Origin of the sequence: Cellulomonas sp. GbtcB1, assembly GCF_019091725.1 — a bacterium.
Classification (GTDB): domain Bacteria; phylum Actinomycetota; class Actinomycetes; order Actinomycetales; family Cellulomonadaceae; genus Cellulomonas.
In genome coordinates this window covers 1-20,643 of the sequence record NZ_JAGXJG010000047.1, presented here as the reverse complement: position 1 = coordinate 20,643, position 20,643 = coordinate 1, and the positions used below count along the sequence as shown (strand labels likewise).

19 protein-coding genes are annotated in these 20,643 nt (G+C 75.8%); 9 read left to right on the top strand and 10 right to left on the bottom strand.

Going from position 1 to position 20,643, the window contains the following annotated elements:
* Positions 1–101: 101 nt before the first annotated feature.
* The 3 genes from KVT14_RS23205 (at position 102) to KVT14_RS15340 (ending at position 4,893) form a co-directional block, all read left to right on the top strand.
* Positions 102–2,699 carry a multicopper oxidase domain-containing protein gene (locus KVT14_RS23205; RefSeq protein ID WP_306795816.1) on the top strand — a complete coding sequence of 866 codons (2,598 nt, stop codon included), beginning with the start codon at positions 102–104 and terminating at the stop codon, positions 2,697–2,699.
* Positions 2,700–2,783: 84 nt separating this feature from the next.
* On the top strand, positions 2,784–3,122 hold the full coding sequence (locus KVT14_RS15345; protein ID WP_217616455.1) for a DUF3817 domain-containing protein: 339 nt from the start codon (positions 2,784–2,786) through the stop codon (positions 3,120–3,122).
* 124 nt (positions 3,123–3,246) lie between these two features.
* The gene (locus KVT14_RS15340; RefSeq protein WP_217616454.1) at positions 3,247–4,893 is read left to right on the top strand and encodes an ABC-F family ATP-binding cassette domain-containing protein; all 1,647 of its coding nucleotides are present in this window, start codon (positions 3,247–3,249) and stop codon (positions 4,891–4,893) included.
* Positions 4,894–4,928: 35 nt separating this feature from the next.
* Here KVT14_RS15340 and KVT14_RS15335 read toward each other — a convergent pair whose 3' ends face one another.
* Positions 4,929–5,468, bottom strand: a complete 540-nt coding sequence (locus KVT14_RS15335; protein WP_217616453.1) for a hypothetical protein — start codon at positions 5,466–5,468, stop codon at positions 4,929–4,931.
* 113 nt (positions 5,469–5,581) lie between these two features.
* On the opposite strand from KVT14_RS15335, the gene KVT14_RS22995 reads away from it, so the two are divergent.
* On the top strand, positions 5,582–5,704 hold the full coding sequence (locus KVT14_RS22995; RefSeq protein WP_256448053.1) for a hypothetical protein: 123 nt from the start codon (positions 5,582–5,584) through the stop codon (positions 5,702–5,704).
* Between the two features lie 97 nt (positions 5,705–5,801).
* On the opposite strand, the gene KVT14_RS23200 is transcribed toward KVT14_RS22995, so the two are convergent.
* Both KVT14_RS23200 and KVT14_RS15325 read right to left on the bottom strand, forming a co-directional pair.
* Complete coding sequence (locus KVT14_RS23200; protein WP_217616452.1) at positions 5,802–8,291, bottom strand: glycosyl hydrolase 53 family protein; 2,490 nt, start codon at positions 8,289–8,291, stop codon at positions 5,802–5,804.
* Positions 8,292–8,486: 195 nt separating this feature from the next.
* Positions 8,487–8,960: an ATP-binding protein gene (locus KVT14_RS15325; RefSeq protein WP_217616451.1), complete on the bottom strand. Its 474-nt coding sequence runs from the start codon at positions 8,958–8,960 to the stop codon at positions 8,487–8,489.
* 156 nt (positions 8,961–9,116) lie between these two features.
* Between KVT14_RS15325 and KVT14_RS15320 the strand changes: the two genes are divergently transcribed.
* Entirely contained in the window at positions 9,117–9,740 is a 624-nt protein-coding gene (locus KVT14_RS15320; RefSeq protein WP_217616450.1) for a sugar O-acetyltransferase, read from the top strand.
* A 26-nt stretch (positions 9,741–9,766) separates the two neighbouring features.
* Here the strand turns inward: KVT14_RS15320 and KVT14_RS15315 are convergent, their stop codons facing one another.
* The 4 genes from KVT14_RS15315 to KVT14_RS15300 are packed head-to-tail and all read right to left on the bottom strand — an operon-like array spanning position 9,767 to position 13,323.
* Entirely contained in the window at positions 9,767–10,264 is a 498-nt protein-coding gene (locus KVT14_RS15315; RefSeq protein ID WP_217616449.1) for a GNAT family N-acetyltransferase, read from the bottom strand.
* Positions 10,265–10,301: 37 nt separating this feature from the next.
* A complete protein-coding gene (gene ppk2, locus KVT14_RS15310) occupies positions 10,302–11,120 on the bottom strand; it encodes a polyphosphate kinase 2 (RefSeq protein ID WP_217616448.1) in 819 nt (272 codons plus the stop codon).
* 49 nt (positions 11,121–11,169) lie between these two features.
* Positions 11,170–11,910 (bottom strand): nucleotidyltransferase domain-containing protein, encoded by a 741-nt coding sequence (locus KVT14_RS15305; RefSeq protein WP_217616447.1) that lies wholly within the window; start codon positions 11,908–11,910, stop codon positions 11,170–11,172.
* A 6-nt stretch (positions 11,911–11,916) separates the two neighbouring features.
* Positions 11,917–13,323 carry an APC family permease gene (locus tag KVT14_RS15300; protein WP_217616446.1) on the bottom strand — a complete coding sequence of 469 codons (1,407 nt, stop codon included), beginning with the start codon at positions 13,321–13,323 and terminating at the stop codon, positions 11,917–11,919.
* 132 nt (positions 13,324–13,455) lie between these two features.
* Here KVT14_RS15300 and KVT14_RS22520 point away from each other — a divergent pair, with 132 nt between their 5' ends.
* Positions 13,456–13,788, top strand: a complete 333-nt coding sequence (locus tag KVT14_RS22520; RefSeq protein WP_254631023.1) for a YtxH domain-containing protein — start codon at positions 13,456–13,458, stop codon at positions 13,786–13,788.
* Positions 13,789–13,811: 23 nt separating this feature from the next.
* Complete coding sequence (locus KVT14_RS15290) at positions 13,812–15,419, top strand: FAD-dependent oxidoreductase (RefSeq protein ID WP_308161106.1); 1,608 nt, start codon at positions 13,812–13,814, stop codon at positions 15,417–15,419.
* A gap of 64 nt (positions 15,420–15,483) precedes the next feature.
* Here KVT14_RS15290 and KVT14_RS15285 read toward each other — a convergent pair whose 3' ends face one another.
* Together KVT14_RS15285 and KVT14_RS15280 are read right to left on the bottom strand one after the other, a co-directional pair.
* Positions 15,484–16,887 (bottom strand): GntP family permease, encoded by a 1,404-nt coding sequence (locus tag KVT14_RS15285; protein ID WP_217616445.1) that lies wholly within the window; start codon positions 16,885–16,887, stop codon positions 15,484–15,486.
* Positions 16,887–17,447, bottom strand: coding sequence for a gluconokinase (locus tag KVT14_RS15280; RefSeq protein ID WP_217616444.1), 561 nt, complete (start codon positions 17,445–17,447; stop codon positions 16,887–16,889). Before KVT14_RS15280 ends, KVT14_RS15285 begins: the two co-directional genes overlap by 1 nt.
* Before the next feature lie 220 nt (positions 17,448–17,667).
* On the opposite strand from KVT14_RS15280, the gene KVT14_RS15275 reads away from it, so the two are divergent.
* Entirely contained in the window at positions 17,668–18,360 is a 693-nt protein-coding gene (locus KVT14_RS15275; protein ID WP_308161105.1) for an FCD domain-containing protein, read from the top strand.
* Positions 18,361–18,378: 18 nt separating this feature from the next.
* Here KVT14_RS15275 and KVT14_RS15270 read toward each other — a convergent pair whose 3' ends face one another.
* Positions 18,379–20,151: a pyruvate dehydrogenase gene (locus tag KVT14_RS15270; protein ID WP_147794935.1), complete on the bottom strand. Its 1,773-nt coding sequence runs from the start codon at positions 20,149–20,151 to the stop codon at positions 18,379–18,381.
* 238 nt (positions 20,152–20,389) lie between these two features.
* On the opposite strand from KVT14_RS15270, the gene KVT14_RS15265 reads away from it, so the two are divergent.
* Positions 20,390–20,643 (top strand): hypothetical protein (locus KVT14_RS15265; RefSeq protein ID WP_217616442.1); only part of this gene is annotated, 254 nt, incomplete at its 3' end.

The window sequence follows — 20,643 nt, the reverse complement described above, 5'->3', positions numbered from 1 at the left end:
CGGACTGGCACCTGCGCGCGCACGTCCTCGTGCTCGCGTGGGGCGTCGCGGCGGCCGTGGTCGCGCTCGCACACCGCTGGGCGCCCGCGTCCGGCTGGCTGATGGTGCACCTGCTGCTGCTCGGCGCGGCGAGCACCGCGATCCTCGTCTGGAGCCAGCACTTCGCCGACACCCTGATCCGCCGGTCGGCGCCCCGGCGGGCGCTGCTGGTCCGGCTGGCCGTGCACACCGCCGGGTCGCTGCTCGTCGTGGCGGGCGTGGTCGGGCGGTGGACCCCCGTCGTCGTGCTCGGCGGGACGCTGGTCGCCGGTGTCGCCGTGGACCAGGCGGTGCGGATCGCCCGGCAGGGCCGCGGCGGGCTGCCGACGCGGTTCGGCCACCTCGCGCGGTACTACGTCGCGGCCGGCGCGCTGCTCGTGCCCGGCGTCGCGTGCGGGGTGCTGATGGCGCGGTTCCCGGTCGGCCCGGAGCTGCACGGCCGGCTCGCCGTCGCGCACGTGGCGCTGTCCGTGCTCGGCTGGATCGGCGTCACGGTGGCGGGCACGCTCGTCGTGCTGTGGCCGACCGTGCTGCACGTCCGGATCGGCGCCCCCGCGGAGCGCGCCGCCCGGCGGGCACTGCCGGTGCTGGTGGCCGGGGTGGTCGTGCTCGCCGCGGGGGCGCTCGCGGGCGTGCCGGCCGCCGCCGGGCTCGGCGCCGCGGTCGTGGTCACCGGGATCGCGCTGCTCGCGGTGCCGCTCGCGCGCCTGGCGCGCGGGGCGCGGGCCGGGACGTTCGCGGTGCTGTCGCTCGCCGCCGCGGTGGCGTGGTGGGCCGGGGCCGCGGCGGTGCTCGGGGTCCGGGTCGTCGTCGCGCCGTCGTGGGAGGCGGCCGCGGCCGGGGTGTCGGCGCTGACGCCCGCGCTGGTGGTGGGGTTCGCCGCGCAGGTGCTGGTCGGCTCGCTCTCGCAGCTGCTGCCGGTGGTGCTCGGCGGCGGGCCCGCGGTGTCGAAGGAGACCTCGGCGCTGCTGAACCGCGGCCCGGAGGCGCGGTTCGTGCTGCTCAACGGCGCGCTCGCGCTGTTCCTCGCGCCCGCGCCGAGCCTGGTCCGCGTCGGGGTGTCGGTCGTCGGCCTGGGCGCGCTGGTGGCGTTCCTGGTGCTCGCGGCGCGGGCGGTGCTCACCGCCCGCCGGCTCCGCGCGGCCTCGGGTCCGGGCGCGGTGCCGCTGCCCGCGCCGGCTCGCCGCGACGCCGCGGGCGGCCCGGCCGACCCGGTCGCGGGGGCGCGCCGCCGGGGTGCCGCGGGCGTGGCGGTCGCGGGGCTGCTCGGCGTCGTCGTGCTCGGTGTCGGGCTCGACCCGGCCGCGGCGGGGCTCACCTCCGGCGCCGTCGCCGCAGCGGCGGACGGTGCGCCCGTCACCGCCACCGGCCGCACCACGACCGTCGAGGTGGAGGCGCAGGACATGCGGTTCGTGCCCGACACGGTCGAGGTGCCCGCGGGCGATCGCCTGGTGATCCGGGTGACCAACGCCGACGCCGCGGTGCACGACCTGGTGCTCGCGAACGGCGCCACCTCCGGGCGGCTCGGCCCGGGCGAGTCGGCGGACGTCGACGCGGGCGTGGTCGGGGCCGACCTGGACGGGTGGTGCTCGGTCGCCGGGCACCGGCTGATGGGGATGACGCTCGCCGTGGTGGTCACCGGGGGCGCCGCGGTGGCGGCGGCCGGGGCCGCCGGCGGCGCCGGCGCGATGGACCACGGCGCGATGGACCACGGCGCGACGGGCCACGGCGGGACGTCGGCGGGCGACGGCGCGCCGTCGGCGGCCGAGGACGTCGACCTGTCCGGCACGGCGGGCACCGCGTCCGGCGCCCGCGACGCGGTGCTGCCGCCCCTGACGGAGACCGGCCCGACCACCCGCCGCGTCACGCTGCGCGTCCAGGAGCAGGAGCAGGAGGTCGCGCCGGGCGTCGTCCAGACGGTGTGGACGTTCGGCGGCACCGCCCCCGGGCCGGTGCTGCACGGCCGGGTCGGCGACACCTTCGAGATCACGCTCGTGAACGACGGCAGCATCGGGCACTCGGTCGACTTCCACGCGGGCTCGCTCGCGCCCGACGACGTGATGCGCACGATCGCGCCCGGCGAGACGCTGACCTACACGTTCACCGCCACGCGGTCGGGCATCTGGATGTACCACTGCTCGACGATGCCGATGAGCCTGCACATCGCGAACGGCATGGCCGGCGCCGTCGTGATCGAACCCGCGGGGCTGCCCGAGGTCGACCGGCAGTACGTGCTGGTGCAGTCCGAGCTGTACCTCGGGCCGCAGAGCGGGACCGCGGACGAGCAGAAGCTCCTCGACGGCGCCGCGGACCTGGTCGTGTTCAACGGGGTCGCCGACCAGTACCGGCACGACCCGCTGCCCGCGACCGTCGGCGAGCGGGTGCGGGTCTGGGTGCTCGACACCGGCCCGTCGCGGGCGAGCGCGTTCCACGTCGTCGGCGGGCAGTTCGACTCCGTGTTCCGGGAGGGCGACTACACGCTGCGGGACGGCGGCAGCACCGGGACCGGCGGCGCGCAGGTGCTGGCGCTGCAGGCCGCGGAAGGCGGCTTCGTGGAGCTCACGTTCTCCGAGGCGGGGCACTACCCGTTCGTCTCGCACGTCATGACCGACGCCGAGCGCGGGGCCCGCGGGGTGTTCGAGGTGGCGGCGGCGCCCTGACGGGGGCCCGCCGGCCGTCGCGGGGTGCGCGGCGGGTTACCGTCGTGCCGTCCCGTCGACGATCCGCCGCAGGAGCACCGCCGCATGAAGCGAGTCACCCACCCGGACGCCCAGGCGTTCCGGATCGCCGCGTTCCTCGAGGCCGCGACCTGGGCCGGGCTGCTCGTCGGCATGTTCCTCAAGTACGTCACGAAGACGACCGAGGTCGGCGTGCAGGTGTTCGGGCAGGCCCACGGCCTGGTGTTCCTGGCCTACGCGGCGCTGACCCTCGTCGCCGGGGTCCGGCTGCGCTGGGGCTGGTGGCCGACGCTGGTGGCGCTCGCGGCCTCGGTGCCGCCGATGTTCACGCTGCTCGCCGAGCGGTGGCTGCACCGGACGGGCCGGCTGGAGGCACCGGCGGACCGCACGCCCGCGGAGCGCTGACGCCCGGTCCCCACCCGGTTGTCGTGCTGCCCGCCGATCGATCGGGTGGGGACGCGACGATCGACAGGGCTCCGGAGCGCGGAAAGCGCGTGAGCCCGCCTGGCCGAGGCCCGACAATGGACCCATGAGCGCGACCGTGCAGGCCAAGGGCGTGGGGGCCGCGTTCGGCGACCGCGAGCTGTTCTCCGGCGTCGACCTGGTGGTGGCGCCGGGCGACGTCGTCGGGCTGGTCGGACCCAACGGCGCGGGGAAGTCGACCCTGCTGCGGATCCTCGCGGGGACCCGCGCGCCCGACGACGGCGCCGTCGCGGTGTCCCCGCCGACGGCGCAGCTCGGCTACCTCGCCCAGGAGATCGAGCGCCGCGCGGACGAGTCCGTGCGGGCGCACCTGGAGCGGCGCACCGGCGTCGGCCCCGCGCAGGCGGCGATGGACGCGGCGGCCGAGCGGCTGGGCGCGGGCGAGCCCGGCGCGGACGACGAGTTCGCCGAGGCGCTGGAGCGCTGGATGGGCCTCGGCGGCGCGGACCTGGAGGCCCGCACCGGCTCGGTGCTCGCGGACCTCGGCCTCGACGTCGACCCGGAGCTCCCCATGACTGCCCTGTCCGGCGGCCAGGCGGCGCGCGTCGGCCTGGCGGCCCTGCTGCTGTCCCGGTACGACCTGTACCTGCTGGACGAGCCGACCAACGACCTCGACCTGGAGGGGCTGGCGCTGCTGGAGGACTTCGTGGACCGGTCGACCGCGCCGGTCGTCGTCGTCAGCCACGACCGGGAGTTCCTCAGCCGCACGGTCACGTCGGTCGTCGAGATCGACCGCAGTCTGCAGCGGGTGGCCGTGTACGGCGGCTCGTACGACGCCTACCTGGAGGAGCGGTCCACGGCGCGGCGCCAGGCCCGCGAGGCCTACGAGGACTACGCCGCCCGCCGCGACGCGCTGTCCGCCCGCGCCCGGATGCAGCGCGCGTGGATGGACAAGGGCGTGAAGAACGCCCGGCGCAAGGCGTCCGACAACGACAAGATCGGCCGGAAATTCCGCTCGGACGCCTCGGAGAAGCAGGCGGCCAAGGCCCGGCAGACCGAGCGGCTGATGGAGCGGCTGGAGGTGGTCGCGGAGCCGCGCAAGGAGTGGCAGCTCCAGATGAGCATCGCCGCCGCGCCCCGGTCCGGCGCCGTGGTCGCGGCGGCGCGGGCGGCGGTCGTCCACCGGGGTGGCTTCACGCTCGGCCCGGTCGACGTCCAGCTCGACTGGCAGGACCGGGTGGCCGTCACCGGACCGAACGGCGCCGGCAAGACCACGCTGCTCGCGCTGCTGCTGGGCCGGCTCGCCCCGGACGAGGGCCGGGTCGACCTCGGGTCCGGCGTGCTCGTCGGCGAGGTCGACCAGGCGCGCGCCGCGTTCGAGGGCGACGCCCCGCTCGCCGACGCGTTCTCCCGGGAGGTCCCGGACTGGACGACCGCCGACGTGCGGACGCTGCTCGCCAAGTTCGGCCTCGGCGGCCACCACGTCCACCGGCCCGCGGCGTCGCTGTCGCCGGGGGAGCGGACCCGCGCGGCCCTCGCGCTGCTGCAGGCGCGCGGGGTCAACCTGCTGGTCCTCGACGAGCCGACCAACCACCTCGACCTCCCGGCGATCGAGCAGCTGGAGCAGGCGCTGGAGTCGTTCGACGGCACCGCGCTGCTGGTGACCCACGACCGCCGGATGCTCGACAGCGTCCGGCTGACGCGACGGTGGCACGTCGAGGAGGGCCGGGTCACGGAGGTCACGGCGGACTGAGCTGCCGCCGGTCCCGGCCGGCGCGGGTGCCGGCGTCAGGTCGTCGCGGACGAGTCGGTCGCGGACGAGTCGGTCGCCGACGAGCCGTCGTCGGTCGTGCCGGAGTCGGCGCCTCCCGTGCCCTCGTCGGACCCGTTGCCGGACCCGTCCCCCTCGCGACCCGAGGGCGGCTGCGGCATCTCGCCGTCGCCGCTGCCCCCGCCGGGCACCTGACCGCCGGGGCCACCGCCCTCGAAGGTGGGGAACGTCGGGTCGGGCGCCGTGGCCCGGCCGATCGCGAAGCCGCCCCCGCCGCCGACGAGCAGCACGCCCGCGAGCACGAGCGACGCGACCGCCCGTCGGCCGAGGCGGCGGCGCGGCCGCGCCGGCTCCGGCGCCGCGCCGGTCTGCGCGGCGGTAGGGGCGGCGGGAGTGGTGCCCGCCGGGGGTGCGGGCGCGGCGGGGTAGCCGTCCGGCACGGTGGCGTCCGGGGCCCGGGTGGGCGCGGTCGGGGTCGTCGCCCCAGCGGGCGCCGGGGGCGCGGCGGGCCGCGGGCCCTCGGCCGGCGGGTGGGTGGTGTCGGGGTTCTCGGTCATGGGCACGACTCTCGCGCCCGATCCCGTGCCCCGCTCCGGTCCCCGCTGTGCGGCCCCTGAGCGTGCGCGGCGGCGTCCCCAGTCGCCGAGGTCGGTGGTTCCTGCCGAGATCGGTGGTTGCAGCCACCGATCTCGGCGCGAACCACCGCTCTCGGCACGCGCTGCCGATCCTGCTGATCCACCTGTTCCTGCAGCGGTACGTCGTGGACGCGTTCGTCCGCTCGGGCCTGAAGTAGCCGCGCGCCGCAGCACCCGACCTACGCCTTCCGGCCCCGCCCACGACGATCGTCGAGGGCGGGGCCGGAAGGCGTAGGCGGCGGTGTCGGCCCGAGCTCAGGCCGCCCGCGTCCCGCGGCCGCGGTGCCGGCGCGCCAGCACGAGCGCCCCGCCCGCCACGAGCAGCAGGGTCGACAGCAGCGCCGCCCCCACGGGGTCGGCGCCCGTGGCCGCCAGCGAGCCGTCGCCCAGGACGACGATCCGCACCTGCGCGAGCACCGCGCCGTCGAGCGACCGGACCTGGACGTGGTGCACGCCCGGGGCCAGGTCGGTCGGCAGCGTGACCGTCGCGGTGACCGAGCCGTCCGTGACCGCGGCGCGGGCCAGGGCGCGGTAGGTGCTGGCGACGCCGATCTCGACCTCGCCGACCGTCAGACCGCTCGCGGTCACCGTGACCGGGTCGCCCGGGCGGAGGGTCCGGTCGCTGACGGTGACGGTCGGGCCCGAGGTGGCGCCCGGGGTGGTGCCGGGGGTCGTCGTGCCCGGGCCCGGCGACGGCGTGGAGCCCGGCCCCGTGCCGGGGGTGCCCGGGTCGGTCCCCGGGTCGGTCCCCGGGCCGCCGGGGTCGGTGCCCGGGGTGCCCGGGCCCGTCCCCGGGTCCGTCGGCTGCTGCGCGTCCCGCACCAGCCGCACCTCGTCGACCGTGCCCCACGCCCCGCCCGACAGCGTCGCGGTGACCGACACGGTCGCCACCCCGTCCGCCCCGACCGCGACCGGCACCGAGGGCGTCGACCAGGCCTTCCAGCCGGTGAGCGCGAACGGCGCGGAGGTCGACCCCGCGGCGGTCGCGGCGCCGAGCAGCAGCTGGTCGCCGGCCGAGGTGCCGCCGCCCTGCCCGGTCGCCGTCAGCGTGTACGCCCCGGGCTCGAGCCCGGTGACCTGCTGGGTGAGCGTGAAGCCGAACGCGGCGGCGTCCCAGAACGACAGCGCCCGCGCGCCCGCGGCGGCGTCCCCGGTCGCGGTGATCTGCGCGCCCGACCCGGTGAGCGTCCACATCGACGTGTCGGCGTCCTCGAACCCCGGGTTCCGCACGTGGTTCACGGCCTCGACGACGACCGTCGCGGTCGCGGCGACGCCCGCCGCGGTGACGCCCGGCACCGGGTACGTCCCCGGCCCGCCGACCGCCGCCAGCGCCGCGGCGTCCCAGGTGACCGCCTGCGCCTCGACCGACCCGTCGTTGTACGTGACCTGGACCGTCGGCGGCAGGACCACCGGCGCGCCGTCGGTCACCGTGACCCGCACCTGCTCGACGGACGACACCGCCCGGGGCGCGGTCGCGCCGGTGCGGACGTACGAGAACACGCGCAGCGACTCGAGTGCCGTGCCGTCGTCGGCGAACAGCGCCTGGTTGTCCCAGGCGGAGCCGCCGTAGTACTGCCCGGCGTCGTCGGGGTCGTACTCGCCCGCGTACGAGGAGGCCCAGCCCGAGCCGTGCGCCTCCCACAGGGCCTTGTTGGCGTCGAGCGCCGACGGCGGGCCGACCGGCGTCCACGCGGGCTCCCAGTAGAAGACGCCGATGCCCGCGTCGCCGACGGCCGCGACCGCCGCGACGACGTCGCGCACCGCCGTGGCCTGGCCCTGCACCGAGATCGGGTACTGGTGGGTCGTCGTGTCGGCGGTGATGACGTTCGGGTGCCCGTCGCCGTCGTCCAGCGTCCGGGCCCACGACGTCTCGGCCACCATGACCTGCTTGTCGTAGTCGTCGGCGACCTGCTTCAGCACCGACGTGAGGTTGCTCAGGGAGCCGTGCCAGTACGGGTAGTACGAGCTCGCGAACACGTCGTAGTCCACGCCCCGGGCGTCCAGCGCTGCGGCAGCGGTGGCGTACCGGCCGGCCGTCTCGGGGTTGGTGAGGTGCACCGCGACCAGCGCGTCCGGCAGCACCGCGCGCACCGCGGAGCTGCCCGCCGAGAACAGCTGCGCCATGCCGTCCCAGCCGGAGACGCCGGCGACCGCGTTGTTGGTCTCGTTGCCGACCTGCACCATGCCGACGTCCACGCCCGCGTCCCGGAACTCGGTGAGCGCGGCGGCGGTCCAGTCCTGCAGCGCCACCGCCTTGTCGGCGACGGACAGCCCCTCCCAGGCCTTGGGCACGTGCTGCTTGGCCGGGTCGGCCCAGAAGTCGGAGTAGTGGAAGTCGACCAGCACCCGCAGGCCGTGCGCGGTGGCGCGCTCGCCGATCTCGACGGCACGCGCCACGTCGACGGTGCCGCCGCCGTAGCCCCGGCCCTGCGCGTCGTACGGGTCGTTCCAGACCCGGACCCGCACGTAGTTCACGCCGGAGTCGGCGAGCACCTCGAACAGGTCGGTCGGCACGCCGTCCGCGTCGCGGTACACGACGCCGCTGGCCTCCTGGGACAGCACGGACGACACGTCCACGCCGGTGATGAAGTCCTCGGCCAGCCCGTCGACCTTCGCCACGACGACGCCGGCGTCGACCGGTCCGTCGTCGGGCGCGGCCGCGGCGGCGGGTGGGGCGGTGGTCAGCAGCGCGGCCACGGCGGCGAGCGCCGCCAGCCGTCCGGTGCCTCGGGGGAGTGCGTGCACGGGCGGTCCCTCTCCGTGATCGTCGTCGTTCGCGGGGTGCGGCGACTGTAAACGATCACAGTCGGAGAAGACCAGGACTGTGCGAGAAATGAGGCACGGACTGCGTCAGGACGAGGGTGCAACCTGTGATCGTGCACAGTCTTCAGACGACGAGCGCCCGCGGCGGCTGCGGCCGGCCGCCCCGGGGCGCGGGTGTCAGCGCTGGGCGGGGAAGATCGCCCAGACGTGCTTCGTCTTGTCGGTGGTGTACCAGCCGACCTCCTGCGACAGCCGGTGCGCGATCAGCAGGCCGAAGCCGCCCGCGCCGGAGGGGCGCTCGCCGGCGATCACCGGCGTGGTGTCCAGGTCCGCGTCGCAGACGTCCAGGAGGTAGTCGAGGTCGTCCGCCAGCAGCGAGAGCACCGTCGGCGGTCGGCCGTGCTGGAGCGCGTTGGTCGCGAGCTCCGAGGCCACGAGCACCATGTTCTCCGGCACCCGGCCGAGCACGTCCTGCGGGGCCGCGTGCGGGGCGGTGATCTCCTCGAGCAGCTCGCGGCGCACCCGCGACAGGTCGGTCACCGAGTCCAGGCTCCACGAGCGCACGGGCCGGAACCTCTCCGGGGGGCGGGACGACACGATGCCGGCGTCCTCCTGCGGCCGCGCGGCCGCCTCGTCAGCAGAGTGCGCCACGGTGTCCTCCATGGTCGGTGCGGGTCGGGGCCGGACTTGACGTTAGGTGGCCCTTCCCGGTGTCGCCACCGGAGCGCGGCGACCCCTGGTCGCGGGCACGGCAGGATGGTGCGCGCCGCCCGGCACGCGGGTGGCGACGCCGACGAAGGGGTGGCGATGGACGACCGCGAGCGCGAGGTGCGGCGCCGCATGGCCGCGCACGAGCCGTACACCGACTACGGGCCGGGGCTGGAGGGCCTCGAGGAGGAGCGCACCCGCGGCAAGGAGCTCGTGCACGAGTTCAACGCCTCGCACCCGCGGGACGTCGAGGGCCGGGACAGGACCCTGCGGGAGCTGTTCGGCTCGATGGGCGAGCGGGTGTGGGTCGAGCCGCCGCTCCGCGTCATGTACGGCAGCCGGGTGCACCTCGGCGACGACGTGTACGTGAACGTCGGCCTGACGCTGGTCGACGACGTCGAGGTGCACGTCGGCAGCCGGGTCATGGTCGCGCCGAACGTCACCGTCATCACCACCGGCCACCCGGTGCACCCGGACCTGCGCCGGGACGGCACGCAGTTCTCGGCACCGGTGCGGATCGAGGACGACGTGTGGATCGGTGCCGGGGCGACGATCCTGCCGGGCGTGACGGTCGGCGCGGGCTCGGTCGTCGGCGCGGGCGCGGTCGTCACGGGGAACGTGCCGCCGCGCACCGTCGTCGGGGGCGTCCCGGCGCGGGTCCTCCGGGAGATCACGGACGCGGACCTCGAGTTCCGCTACCGCCCGCCGCGCGACCTCGCCTGAGGCGCGGACCGGCCGCCGTACGCGCCTCAGCGCCCGGCGGCCAGGTCCAGCGTCATGAACGTCGAGGCGGCGCTCGGCTCGTAGGCGGCGAACGGCTCGCACTCCGCGAAGCCCGCCCGGGCGTAGAGCGCGCGGGCGGCGGCGAAGTGCTCGTCGCTGCCGGTCTCCAGGCTGACCCGCGCGTAGCCCCGGTCGACCGCGAGGCCCACCAGGTGCGCGAGCAGCGAGCCGGCGACGCCCCGGCGGCGGGCCGCCTCCGCGGTGTGCATGGACTTGATCTCGCCGTGCCCGGGGGCGATCTCGGCGAGCGCCCCCACCCCCAGCAGCGGCCCGCCGGCCCCGTCGCGCGCGCTGACGAACGTGACGTGCGGCGCCGTGAGCGCGGCCACGTCGAGCGCGTGCACGTCCTCCGGGGCGCTCTGGGCGTGCATGAGCTCCAGGTGCCGGGCGAGCAGGGCGTGCACGTCGGGGGCGCGGGGGTCGTCGGGGGCGATCGCGGGCGGGTCCGCCGGGGTCGTGGTCATCGGGCGGGACGCTACCCCCGGCGTGGGGCGGCGCGGGTCAGGCGTCCGCCTCCGGGTCGCCGGTCAGCCGCGCGGCGTGGTCCGGCACCGAGGTGAACAGCTCGCGCGGCGGCCGCTGGTAGTCGTCGGCGGGCGGCCGCTTGGGCAGCTTCACCTTCGGGTGCTTCACCTCGCGGTACGGGATCGTCGAGAGCAGGTGGGCGATCATGTTGAGCCGGGCGTTCCGCTTGATGTCGGACTCGACGACGTACCAGGGGCTGTCCGGGGTGTCGGTGTGCGCGAACATCTCGTCCTTCGCGCGCGAGTAGTCCTCCCAGCGCGCGATCGACTCCAGGTCCATCGGGCTCAGCTTCCACCGCCGCACCGGGTCGTCCAGCCGCGACCGGAACCGCCGGAGCTGCTCCTTGTCCGACACGGAGAACCAGTACTTGCGGAGCAGGACGCCGTCGTCGATGAGCATCCGCTCGAACACCGGCGCCTGCTGCAGGAACCGCGCGTGCTCCTCCGGGGTGCAGAACCCCATGACCTTCTCGACGCCCGCGCGGTTGTACCAGGACCGGTCGAACAGCACGATCTCCCCGCCCGCGGGCAGGTGCGCGGCGTACCGCTGGAAGTACCACTCGGTGCGCTCGCGCTCCGTGGGCGCCGGCAGCGCGGCGATGCGCGCGACGCGGGGGCTGAGGTACTCGGAGATCCGCTTGATCGTGCCGCCCTTGCCGGCCGCGTCCCGGCCCTCGAAGACCACGGCGACGCGGGTCCCCGTCGAGCGCACCCACTCCTGGAGGGTGACGAGCTCGGACTGCAGGCGGAACAGCTCGGCCTCGTACACGTCCTTGGGCACCTTCGGCGTCGTCATCCCCGGACCGTACGCCCCTGACCTGCCCGGGCGGGAGACCCACCGCGGGTCAGTCGCCGCCCAGCGTCCGCGCCGCCGCCACCCCGGCGAGCAGCGCCTCGGGCTCCGGGGCCAGCCCCAGCACCAGGTCGTCGACGCCGCGCAGCCCCGCCCGGTCCAGCAGCCGCTTCTCGTTGGTGACCCACTCGCCGCGCCCCGCGAGCACCGCGTGCGCGCGCTGCGTGACGGCCACCGCGACCAGCCCCGCGCACTGCGCGACCCGCCCGGCGCGCGCGTGCTGCTCGGCGCCGTCGAGCGTGAAGTCGGCCCGCGCGCCCCACACCTCCGGCGCGGTCCGGCGCAGCGCCGCGGGGAACCCGGGCCGGGGGAGCGTGCCGCGGAGCACCCGGTGCCCGGCCAGCTCCGCGACCACGACGTAGGTGGGGAACCCGGCGAGGTGGAACAGCAGCGGCTCGACGTCGAACTCCCCGCGGCCCGCCCGGTCGACCTCCCGCTCGACGACGTCGAGGTCCCGGTAGTGCACGTCGACCCGCCGGCCCTCGACGGTCAGCCACGCCCCGCCGTTGAAGACGCCGCCGCCCCAGCCGCCGACCTCGAAGACGTGGCCCTCCCACCCGACGTCGCGCAGGTGCTGCGGGTCGAACGCGCCCCGGTAGTAGATCGCCAGGTCCCAGTCGCTGTCGGGCCGGTGCGTGCCGTGCGCGCGGGACCCGCCGAGGGACACCGCCTCGACCCCGGGCAGGGCGGCGAGGGTGTCGGCGAGGCGGTCGAGGAAGGACTCGTCGGACATGCGTCGTCAGCCTGCCAGCGCGGAGTCGTCCGCGTCGACCCTCCCCACCACCAGCCGGTTCACCACGTACAGCACCACGCCGATCGCCAGCAGGACCGCGGCTCGCAGGTACACCGACCCCTCCCGCCCGGTGAGCGGCGACGCCAGCACCAGCGAGACCACCGCGCCGACCACCGGCGCCCAGGTCGGGGCCCGGAACGACCGCGCGGAGTCGCCCTCGACCCGCTCGGGCTCGTCGTCGCCGGCGGGGCCCGAGGTGGGGCGGCGGCGCAGCACCAGCACCGCCACGTTCACCACCGCGAACACCAGCAGCAGGAGCAGGACGGTGGTGTCCGCGAGGTCCCCGAGGTCGCCGGTCGCGGTGAGCGTCAGGGCCAGCACCACGGTGAACGCGATCGCGACCACCGGGGTCCGGCGCCGCGCCTGCACCCGCCCGAACAGCGCGGGGATGATCCGCTCCCGCGCCATCCCGTAGACCAGGCGCGAGGCCATCATCATGTTGATCAGCGCGGTGTTCATCACGGCCAGCAGCGCGATGAGCGCGAACAGCCACGCGGGGAAGACGAGCCCGGCGACCTTCACCACCTCGAGCAGCGGCCCCGTCGACCCGACGAGCACGTCCGTCTCGACGAGCATCGACGCGGTGAACGCCACGGCCAGGTAGATGGCACCGGCGATCGCGAGCCCGCCGAACAGCGCGCGCGGGTAGTCGCGCCGCGGGTGCTTCGCCTCCTCCGCGAGATTCACCGAGTCCTCGAACCCGAGCAGTGCGTAGAACGCCAGCGCCGCGCCGCCCAGGACGCCCATCCACGCGGCGCCCTCCGTGTTCAGCTCCAGTGCGCGGCTCGGGTCGCCCTCGCCGCGGACCAGCGCGACCACGCCGATGCCGATGATGACGAGCAGCCCGGTCGCCTCGATCAGCGTGAGCACGACGTTGACCCGGACCGACTCCGAGACGCCCAGGACGTTCACGAGCGTGATCAGCCCGAGGAACACCCACGCGGCGACCACGGTCGGCACGCCGAACGGCAGCAGCTCGGCGAGGTAGTCGCCGCCGAACGCACGGGCGGCGGCCGACGCGCTGGTGATGCCGGACATCATCACGGCGAACGCCACCAGGAAGGTGAGGAACGGCCGGCGGAAGGCGCGGTTCGCGTACAGGGCGGCGCCGGCCGCCCGCGGGTACCGGGCGACCAGCTCGGCGTACGCGGTCGCGGTGAGCGCGGCCAACACGAACGCGAGCAGGAACGGCAGCCAGATCGCCCCGCCGACCTCGGCGGCCACGGTCCCGGTCAGCGCGTAGATCCCGGCGCCGAGGATGTCCCCGACGACGAACAGCAGCAGCACGGTCCGGCCGATCGAGCGCTTGAGCGCGGGCTGCTGGTCCTGGCTCACCTGCGTGGACTCCGCCATGCGGCACCACCCCCTCCGCGGCACACTGTGCTCCCGTGCGGGCGGTCCCGCGCGGCGAGCGGCTCGCCGGGCGCGCGGCGACCCCCGCGCCTACGCTCGATCGGACCACCAGGACATCTCGGGAGGTCAGGCATGAAGGGCAAGCTGGCATTCGTCCTCGGCGCGGGCGTGGGCTACGTGCTCGGGACCCGCGCGGGTCGCGCGCAGTTCGAGAAGATCAAGGGCTGGGCGTCGGACGCCTGGCACGACCCGCGGGTCCAGTCGACGGTCGACGACCTCGAGTCGAAGGCCACCGGGTTCGCGAAGGACCAGGGTGCCGCGCTGAAGGACAAGGCCGTCGACGCGGTGAAGAGCGCCGTGTCGCGTACGTCCGACGACGACGCGACCGAGGCGAGCGGCGCGACGCGGACCACCCCGCCGGCCGGGACGACCCCGACCACGCCGGTCACCCCGCCCGGGGCCTAGCAGGGCCTGAGCGGGAGGGCGTCGTGGTCGCCCGGACGTCGCTGTGGTGGGACCGGCGCGAGCCGGCGTCCCACCCGCACCACCGCGCGCCGGGGGCGGTCCCGCACCCCGGCGACGAGCCCGCCGACGTGGTCGTGGTCGGCGCCGGGCTCACCGGGCTGACCGCGGCCCTGCTGCTGACCCGCGCCGGCTGCCGGGTCCTCGTCCTCGATGCCCGCGCGGTCGGCGCGGGCACCACCGGGCGCAGCACGGCGAAGATCAGCCTGCTGCAGGGCGACCGGCTCGCCTCGCTGGCCGAGCGCCACGAGGACCGCGCGGTCGCCGCGTACGCCGAGGGCAGCGCCGAGGGCATGGACTGGCTGCTGCGCTACCTCGACGACCACGGGGTGCCGTACCAGCGGCGCGAGGCGCTGACGTTCGCGACCACCGCCGAGGGGCGCGCCCGGGTCGAGGCGGAGCTCGAGGCCGCCCGGCGCGCGGGGGTGCCGGTCGGCTGGCGGCGGCGCACCGACCTGCCGCTGCCGGTGACCGGCGCGATCGGCCTCGCGGACCAGGCGCAGGTCGACCCGCTCGACGTGCTGGGCGCCCTCGCCGCCGACGTCGTCGGGCGCGGCGGCCGGATCGCTGAGGGGGTCCGGGTGCTCGGGATGCACCACGGCGCCGAGCTCGGCGGCCTGAGCCGGCGCACGGTGCTGCGGACCACGGCGGGTGACGTCGCCGCCGACGCGGTGGTGCTCGCGACGGGCACGCCGGTCCTCGACCGCGGCGGGGCGTTCGCGCGGCTGCACGCCCTGCGGTCGTACCTGTGCGCGTTCCGGGTACCGGAGCCGCCGCCGACGAGCATGGCGCTCTCCGTCGACGCCGACACCCGGTCGGTGCGCTCCGTGCCGGCCCTCGCGGGGGCGGGGCTGGTGCGGGGTCCGGCCGTTCCGGGCGGTTCGGCGACCCCGGTCGGCGCGGCGGTGCCGGACCTGCTGCTCGTCGGCGGCGCGGGGCACCCCGTGGGCCGGCGGCCCCGGACGGGGGAGTCGGTGCGCGCGCTCGTCGACTGGACCCGCGCGCACGTCCCCGGTGCCGAGCTGACCCACGTGTGGTCGGCGCAGGACTACGCGACGACCGACGGGCTGCCGCTGGTCGGCCGGCTGCTGCCGCTCGACCCGCGGCTGTACGTCGCGACGGGCTACGCGAAGTGGGGCATGACGACCGCCGTGGCCGCCGCGCTCGTGCTCGCGGCGGACATCCTCAACGACCGCGCCCCGCGCTGGGCGGAGTCCTGGCGGCCGTGGGGCCGGCACGAGCTCACCGGGCTCGGCGACGCCGCGCGGCTGAACGCCTCCGTCGCGCGGTGGCTCGCGGGGGGCTGGACCGCGCCGCGCGCCGCGGCCGGGGCCCGCCCCGACCCGCCCGAGGGGCAGGGGGGCGTCGAGCGCGCGGGGGTGCGCCCGGAGGCGGTGTGCACCGTCGGCGGCGTCACCCGGCGGGTGTCCGGCGTGTGCACGCACCTCGGCGGCGTCGTGACCTGGAACGAGGTCGAGCGGTCCTGGGACTGCCCGCTGCACGGGAGCCGGTTCGCCCCCGACGGCACCCCCCTGGAGGGACCCGCGACCACGCCGCTCGAGCCGCTGGGCTGACGCGCGACGGCCCCGCCGCGGCGTGGTGCCGGGCGGGGCCGTCGGTGCGTGCGGGGCGTGGTCGCTAGATGACCAGGCTCAGGAGCAGGACCACCACCAGGGCGGTCACCGACAGGACGCACTCCATGAGCGACCAGGTCTTGAACGTCTGGCCGACGGTCATCTTGAAGTACTCCTTGACCAGCCAGAACCCGGCGTCGTTCACGTGGCTGAGGAACACCGAGCCGGCGCCGATCGCCAGGACCATGAGCGCGACGTGCGTCGGGGACAGGCCCTCGGCCAGCGGCGCGACGATGCCGGCCGCGGTGACGGTGGCGACGGTCGCGGAGCCGGTGGCGACGCGGATCAGCACCGCGACCAGCCACGCGGCGAGCAGCGGCGAGATCGGTGCGTTCGCGAGGCCCTTGGCGATGACGTCGCCGACGCCGGAGTCGACCAGGGTCTGCTTGAAGCCGCCGCCCGCGCCGACGATGAGCAGGATGCTCGCGATCGGGGCGAACGAGGAGTCGACGAGCTTGCTGACCATGCTGCGGTCGCGGCCCTGGCGGGTGCCGAGCAGGACGAGCGACACCAGCGCGGTGATGAGCAGCGCGACCAGGGGGGTGCCCACGAAGTCGAGCACCTGGCCGAACCCGGAGTCCTCGAACCCGACGGTCTCGGCGAGCGTGCGGGCCAGCATGAGGACGACCGGCAGCAGCACGACCGTCAGCGCGGTGGCGAACGACGGGCGGCGCGCGTCGTCGGCGCGGTCCGAGGCGCCGAGGATCTCGGTCGGCGGGTCGAGCGGGACCCAGCGGGCCATCGGCTTCGCGAGCAGCGGGCCGGCGATCGCGACGGTCGGGATGGAGACGAGCAGCCCGAGGCCGAGCGTCAGGCCCAGGTCGGCGCCGAGGGCGTCGATCGCGATGAGCGGGCCGGGGTGCGGCGGCACCAGGCCGTGCAGCGCGGACAGGCCGGCGAGGGCCGGGATGCCGACGACGATCATCGACACCTTGGACCGGCGGGCGACGAGCATGACGACCGGGATCAGCAGCACGACGCCGACCTCGAAGAACAGCGGGATGCCGATGATGAACGCGGCGAACGCCATCGCCCACGGCAGCCGCTGGACCGGCGTCCGGGCGAGGATCGAGTCGACGATCTGGTCGGCCCCGCCGGAGTCGATCAGCATCTTGCCGATGATCGCGCCGAGGGCGATGAGGATGCCGACGCCGGCGACGGTGGTGCCGAGGCCGGCCGTGAACGAGGTGAAGGCGTCGACGTAGGGCAGGCCGGCGGCCACGGCGAGCACACCCGCGCCGAGCATGAGCGCGAGGAACGGGTGCAGCTTCACCCAGACGATCAGCGCGACGATGACCGCGATGCCGACGACGGCGGCGACGATCAGCCGGGTGTCGGAGACGGCGGGCGCGGCGTCCTCGGCCGCGGCGGCCAGCAGCAGCGGTGCTGCGGTCGGGAGGGAGAGCATCAGGACTCCTGGGGGGAGGTCGCCGGCGCCACGTCGGCGCGTGCGGTGGCGGGGTCGATGCCGAGCTCGCGCAGGGCGGCGTCGGCGACGGAGTGGGGCGAGACCTCGACCGGCACGACGACGCCGTCCTCGGCGTCGGTCAGCGGCTCGAGGGTCTGGAACTGCGAGGGCAGCAGGGAGGTCGGCATGAAGTGCCCGGCGCGGCCGGACATGCGCTCGCCGATCGCCTCGATCGTGCCCTGCAGGTGCACGAACCGGACCCGGCCCTCGGCCTCGCGCAGCACGTCGCGGTAGGCGACCCGCAGCGCGGAGCAGGTGACGATGGTCGACCGGCCGGCGCGGGACTGCTCGGTGAGCCAGTCCCGCATGGCGCGCAGCCACGGCCAGCGGTCCTCGTCGGTCAGCGGGGTGCCCGCCGACATCTTGTCGATGTTGGCCTGGGGGTGGAACTCGTCGGCCTCGGCGTACGGCCAGCCGAGACGGTCGGCGAGGATCTGCGCGGTCGTGGTCTTCCCCGACCCCGAGACACCCATGATCACGAGGTGCTGGACCTCCGGCATCGCTGCCCTCCTTGACGTCGTTGTCCGGGCGTGAGCGTCCGGGCGCTGCCCCGGATCGCCCCGGGGTGCCGACACTCTGCCACAAAGATGCGACCTTTGAAACCCAAAGATGTCACCAGTGGCGGCGACGGGTCGGGCGCGTCCTCGCACCCGATCCCGTGTGCGACCCTGGCACGGCCGCCGGTCAGGCGCGCGCCGGGACGGGGACGAGGGGACGCACGTGGCGGTCGAGGTGCTGCACAGCACCGTGCTCGAGGCGATCGGCGCGGAGATCACGGCCGGGGTGCTCCCGGCCGGCGCGGTCCTGACGCTGGAGCAGCTCCAGCACCGGTTCGGGGTGTCGCGGACCGTGGCGCGGGAGACGATGCGCTCGCTCGAGCAGCTGGGGCTGCTGACGTCGCGGCGCCGGGTGGGGCTGGTCGTGCGGCCGGCGTCCGACTGGATGGTGTTCGACCCGCGCGTCATCCGGTGGCGGCTCGCCGGCCCCGGGAGGCTGGGTCAGCTGCGCTCGCTGACGGAGCTGCGCGCCGCCGTGGAACCCGTCGCCGCGGCGGCCGCCGCCCGGCACGCCTCCCCCGAGGAGGTCGACGAGCTGCTGGCCCTGATGGCGCGGCTCCGCGAGCTCGGGGAGGCCGGCCGGCTGGACGAGTTCCTCGAGGTCGACCAGCAGTTCCACGCCCTGCTGCTCCGGGCGGGTCGCAACGAGATGTTCGGCGCGCTCACCGGCGTGGTCGCCGAGGTCCTCGCCGGTCGCACCCGGCACGGCCTGATGCCGTCCCGCCCGCGGGCGGAGGCGCTCGACGCGCACGCCGCTGTCGCGGAGGCGGTCCGTCGCCGCGACCCCGAGGCCGCCGAGCGGGCGATGACGGTGATCACGAGCGAGATCCGCGCCGCCCTCGGCGACCTGCACTGAGGGCGGCGCGGCCCCGGATCAGGGGCGCGGGACGTTGCGCAGGTTCGAGCGGGCCATCGCCATGACCTCGCCCATGCCGCCGCCGAGGATCTCCTTGCTCATCGCCGCCGTGAACCCGCTGACCTGCTGGCGCGTGATCTTGGGCGGGATCGACAGCGCCCGCGGGTCGGTGACCAGGTCGACCAGCGCCGGGCCGTCGTGGGCGAACGCCTGGCGCAGCGCCGCCCGGATCTGGGTCGGGTCCTCGACGCGCACCGACGGGATGCCGAGCGCGGTGCCGAGCGCCGCGTAGTCGATCGCGGGGGAGTCGGTGCCGTAGCTCGGCAGGCCGTCGACCAGCATCTCCAGCCGGACCATGCCCAGCGTCGCGTTGTCGAACAGGATCACCTTCACGGGCAGGTCGTAGTGCACGAGCGTGATGAGCTCGCCCAGCAGCATCGAGAGGCCGCCGTCGCCCGCGATCGCCACGACGTGCTTCTGCTCGGCGCCGGAGTCCCGGGCGGCCAGCGCCGCACCGATCGCGTGCGGCACCGCGTTGGCCATCGACCCGTGCAGGAACGACCCGATGACGCGGCGGCGGCCGTTCGGCGTGAGGTACCGCGCCGCCCAGACGTTGCCCATGCCGGTGTCCACCGTGAACACGGCGTCGTCGGCGGCCTCCTCGTCGAGGACGACCGCGGCGTACTCGGGGTGGATCGGGCGGTGGTGCTCGACGTCCTTGGTGTAGGCGCCGACGACCCCGCCCATCGCCTTCTCGTGCTTCTTCACCATCTGGTCGAGGAACCGGCGGGACTTCTTCCGCTCGACGAGCGGCAGCAGCGCGCGGACGGTCTCGCCCACGTCGCCGACGACCGCCAGGTCGTTCCGGGTGCGGCGGCCGAGACGGGTGGGCTCGATGTCGACCTGGACGGTGCGGACGTCGGAGGGCAGGAACTGGTCGTACGGGAAGTCGGTGCCGAGCAGGATCAGCAGGTCGGCCTCGTCCATCGACGCCTGGAGCGCGCCGTAGCCGAGCAGGCCGGTCATCCCGACGTCGAACGGGTTGTCGTACTGGATGTGCTCCTTGCCGCGCAGGCTGTGCCCGACGGGCGCGGCGATCTTGTCGGCGAGGGCGAGGACGTCGTCGTGCGCGCCGCGGACGCCCGCGCCGGCCAGGATCGTGACCTTCTTGGCGCCGTCGATCGCGGCGGCCAGCGCGGCGACGTCGGCCTCGGCGGGGACGACGCGCGGCTTGCGCGGGCGCGCCAGGGTGTCGGTGCCGGCGGGCGGTGCCTCGAGGTCGGCGACGTCGCCGGGGAGCGTCAGCACCGCGACGCCCGGGGCGCCGTAGGCGTGGTGGATCGCGCTGCGGATCACGCGCGGCGCCTGCGCGGCGGACGAGATCATCTCGGAGAACACCGAGCACTCGACGAACAGCCGGTCCGGGTGCGTCTCCTGGAAGTACTGGGTGCCGATCTGCGCGCTCGGGATGTGCGAGGCGATCGCGAGGACGGGGACCCGGCTGCGGTTCGCGTCGTACAGGCCGTTGATCAGGTGCAGGTTGCCCGGGCCGCAGGAGCCGGCGCAGACGGCGAGGTCGCCGGTGATCTCCGCCTCGGCGGCCGCGGCGAACGCAGCGGCCTCCTCGTGGCGGACGTGCACCCACTGGATGTCCTCGCCCGCGGCCCGGGCTCGGCGGACCGCGTCCACGACCGGGTTCAGGCTGTCGCCGACGATGCCGTAGATGTGCTTGGCCCCGGCCGCCACCACCTGGGCGACGAGCTGGTCGGCCACCGTGCTGCTGCGTGCCACGGGATCACTCCTGTCGTTGTCGTCAGGCCATATTCATCCCATGACTTGCCCGCGTGCCACCCGGGGGCGGTGTCTCGTCGGTCACGGGGGACGGCTCCACCCTGTCGCGGACGCGGTCCGTCGGCACGTCGAGCGGGCGGGCGCCGCGGGTCGTCGCGGGCGTCCGACGTGGTGAAACCCTGGGTAGGAACTGTGGACGAGCCGCCCCGTGGCCCCCCGACCTGGCACGCTCGGGCTCGTGGAACCGACCTCCCTGGACGCGCTGCGGCGCCAGCTGCTCGACTTCACGCGGTGCGCCGCCTGCGGTGCCCCGCTCGCGGCGACGCGGTGCGCGCGGTGCGGGCTGGAGATGGCGGGCGACGACGGCGTGCGGATCGCGGACGCGTCGCGCGTCGCCGCCCGGGCGCTCGACGCGCGTCGGGACGTCATCGACGCGGCGCGGGCGCGGCAGGGCGCGGGGGCCGGGGCGCGGCCGGGCGGGCACGGGCCGGC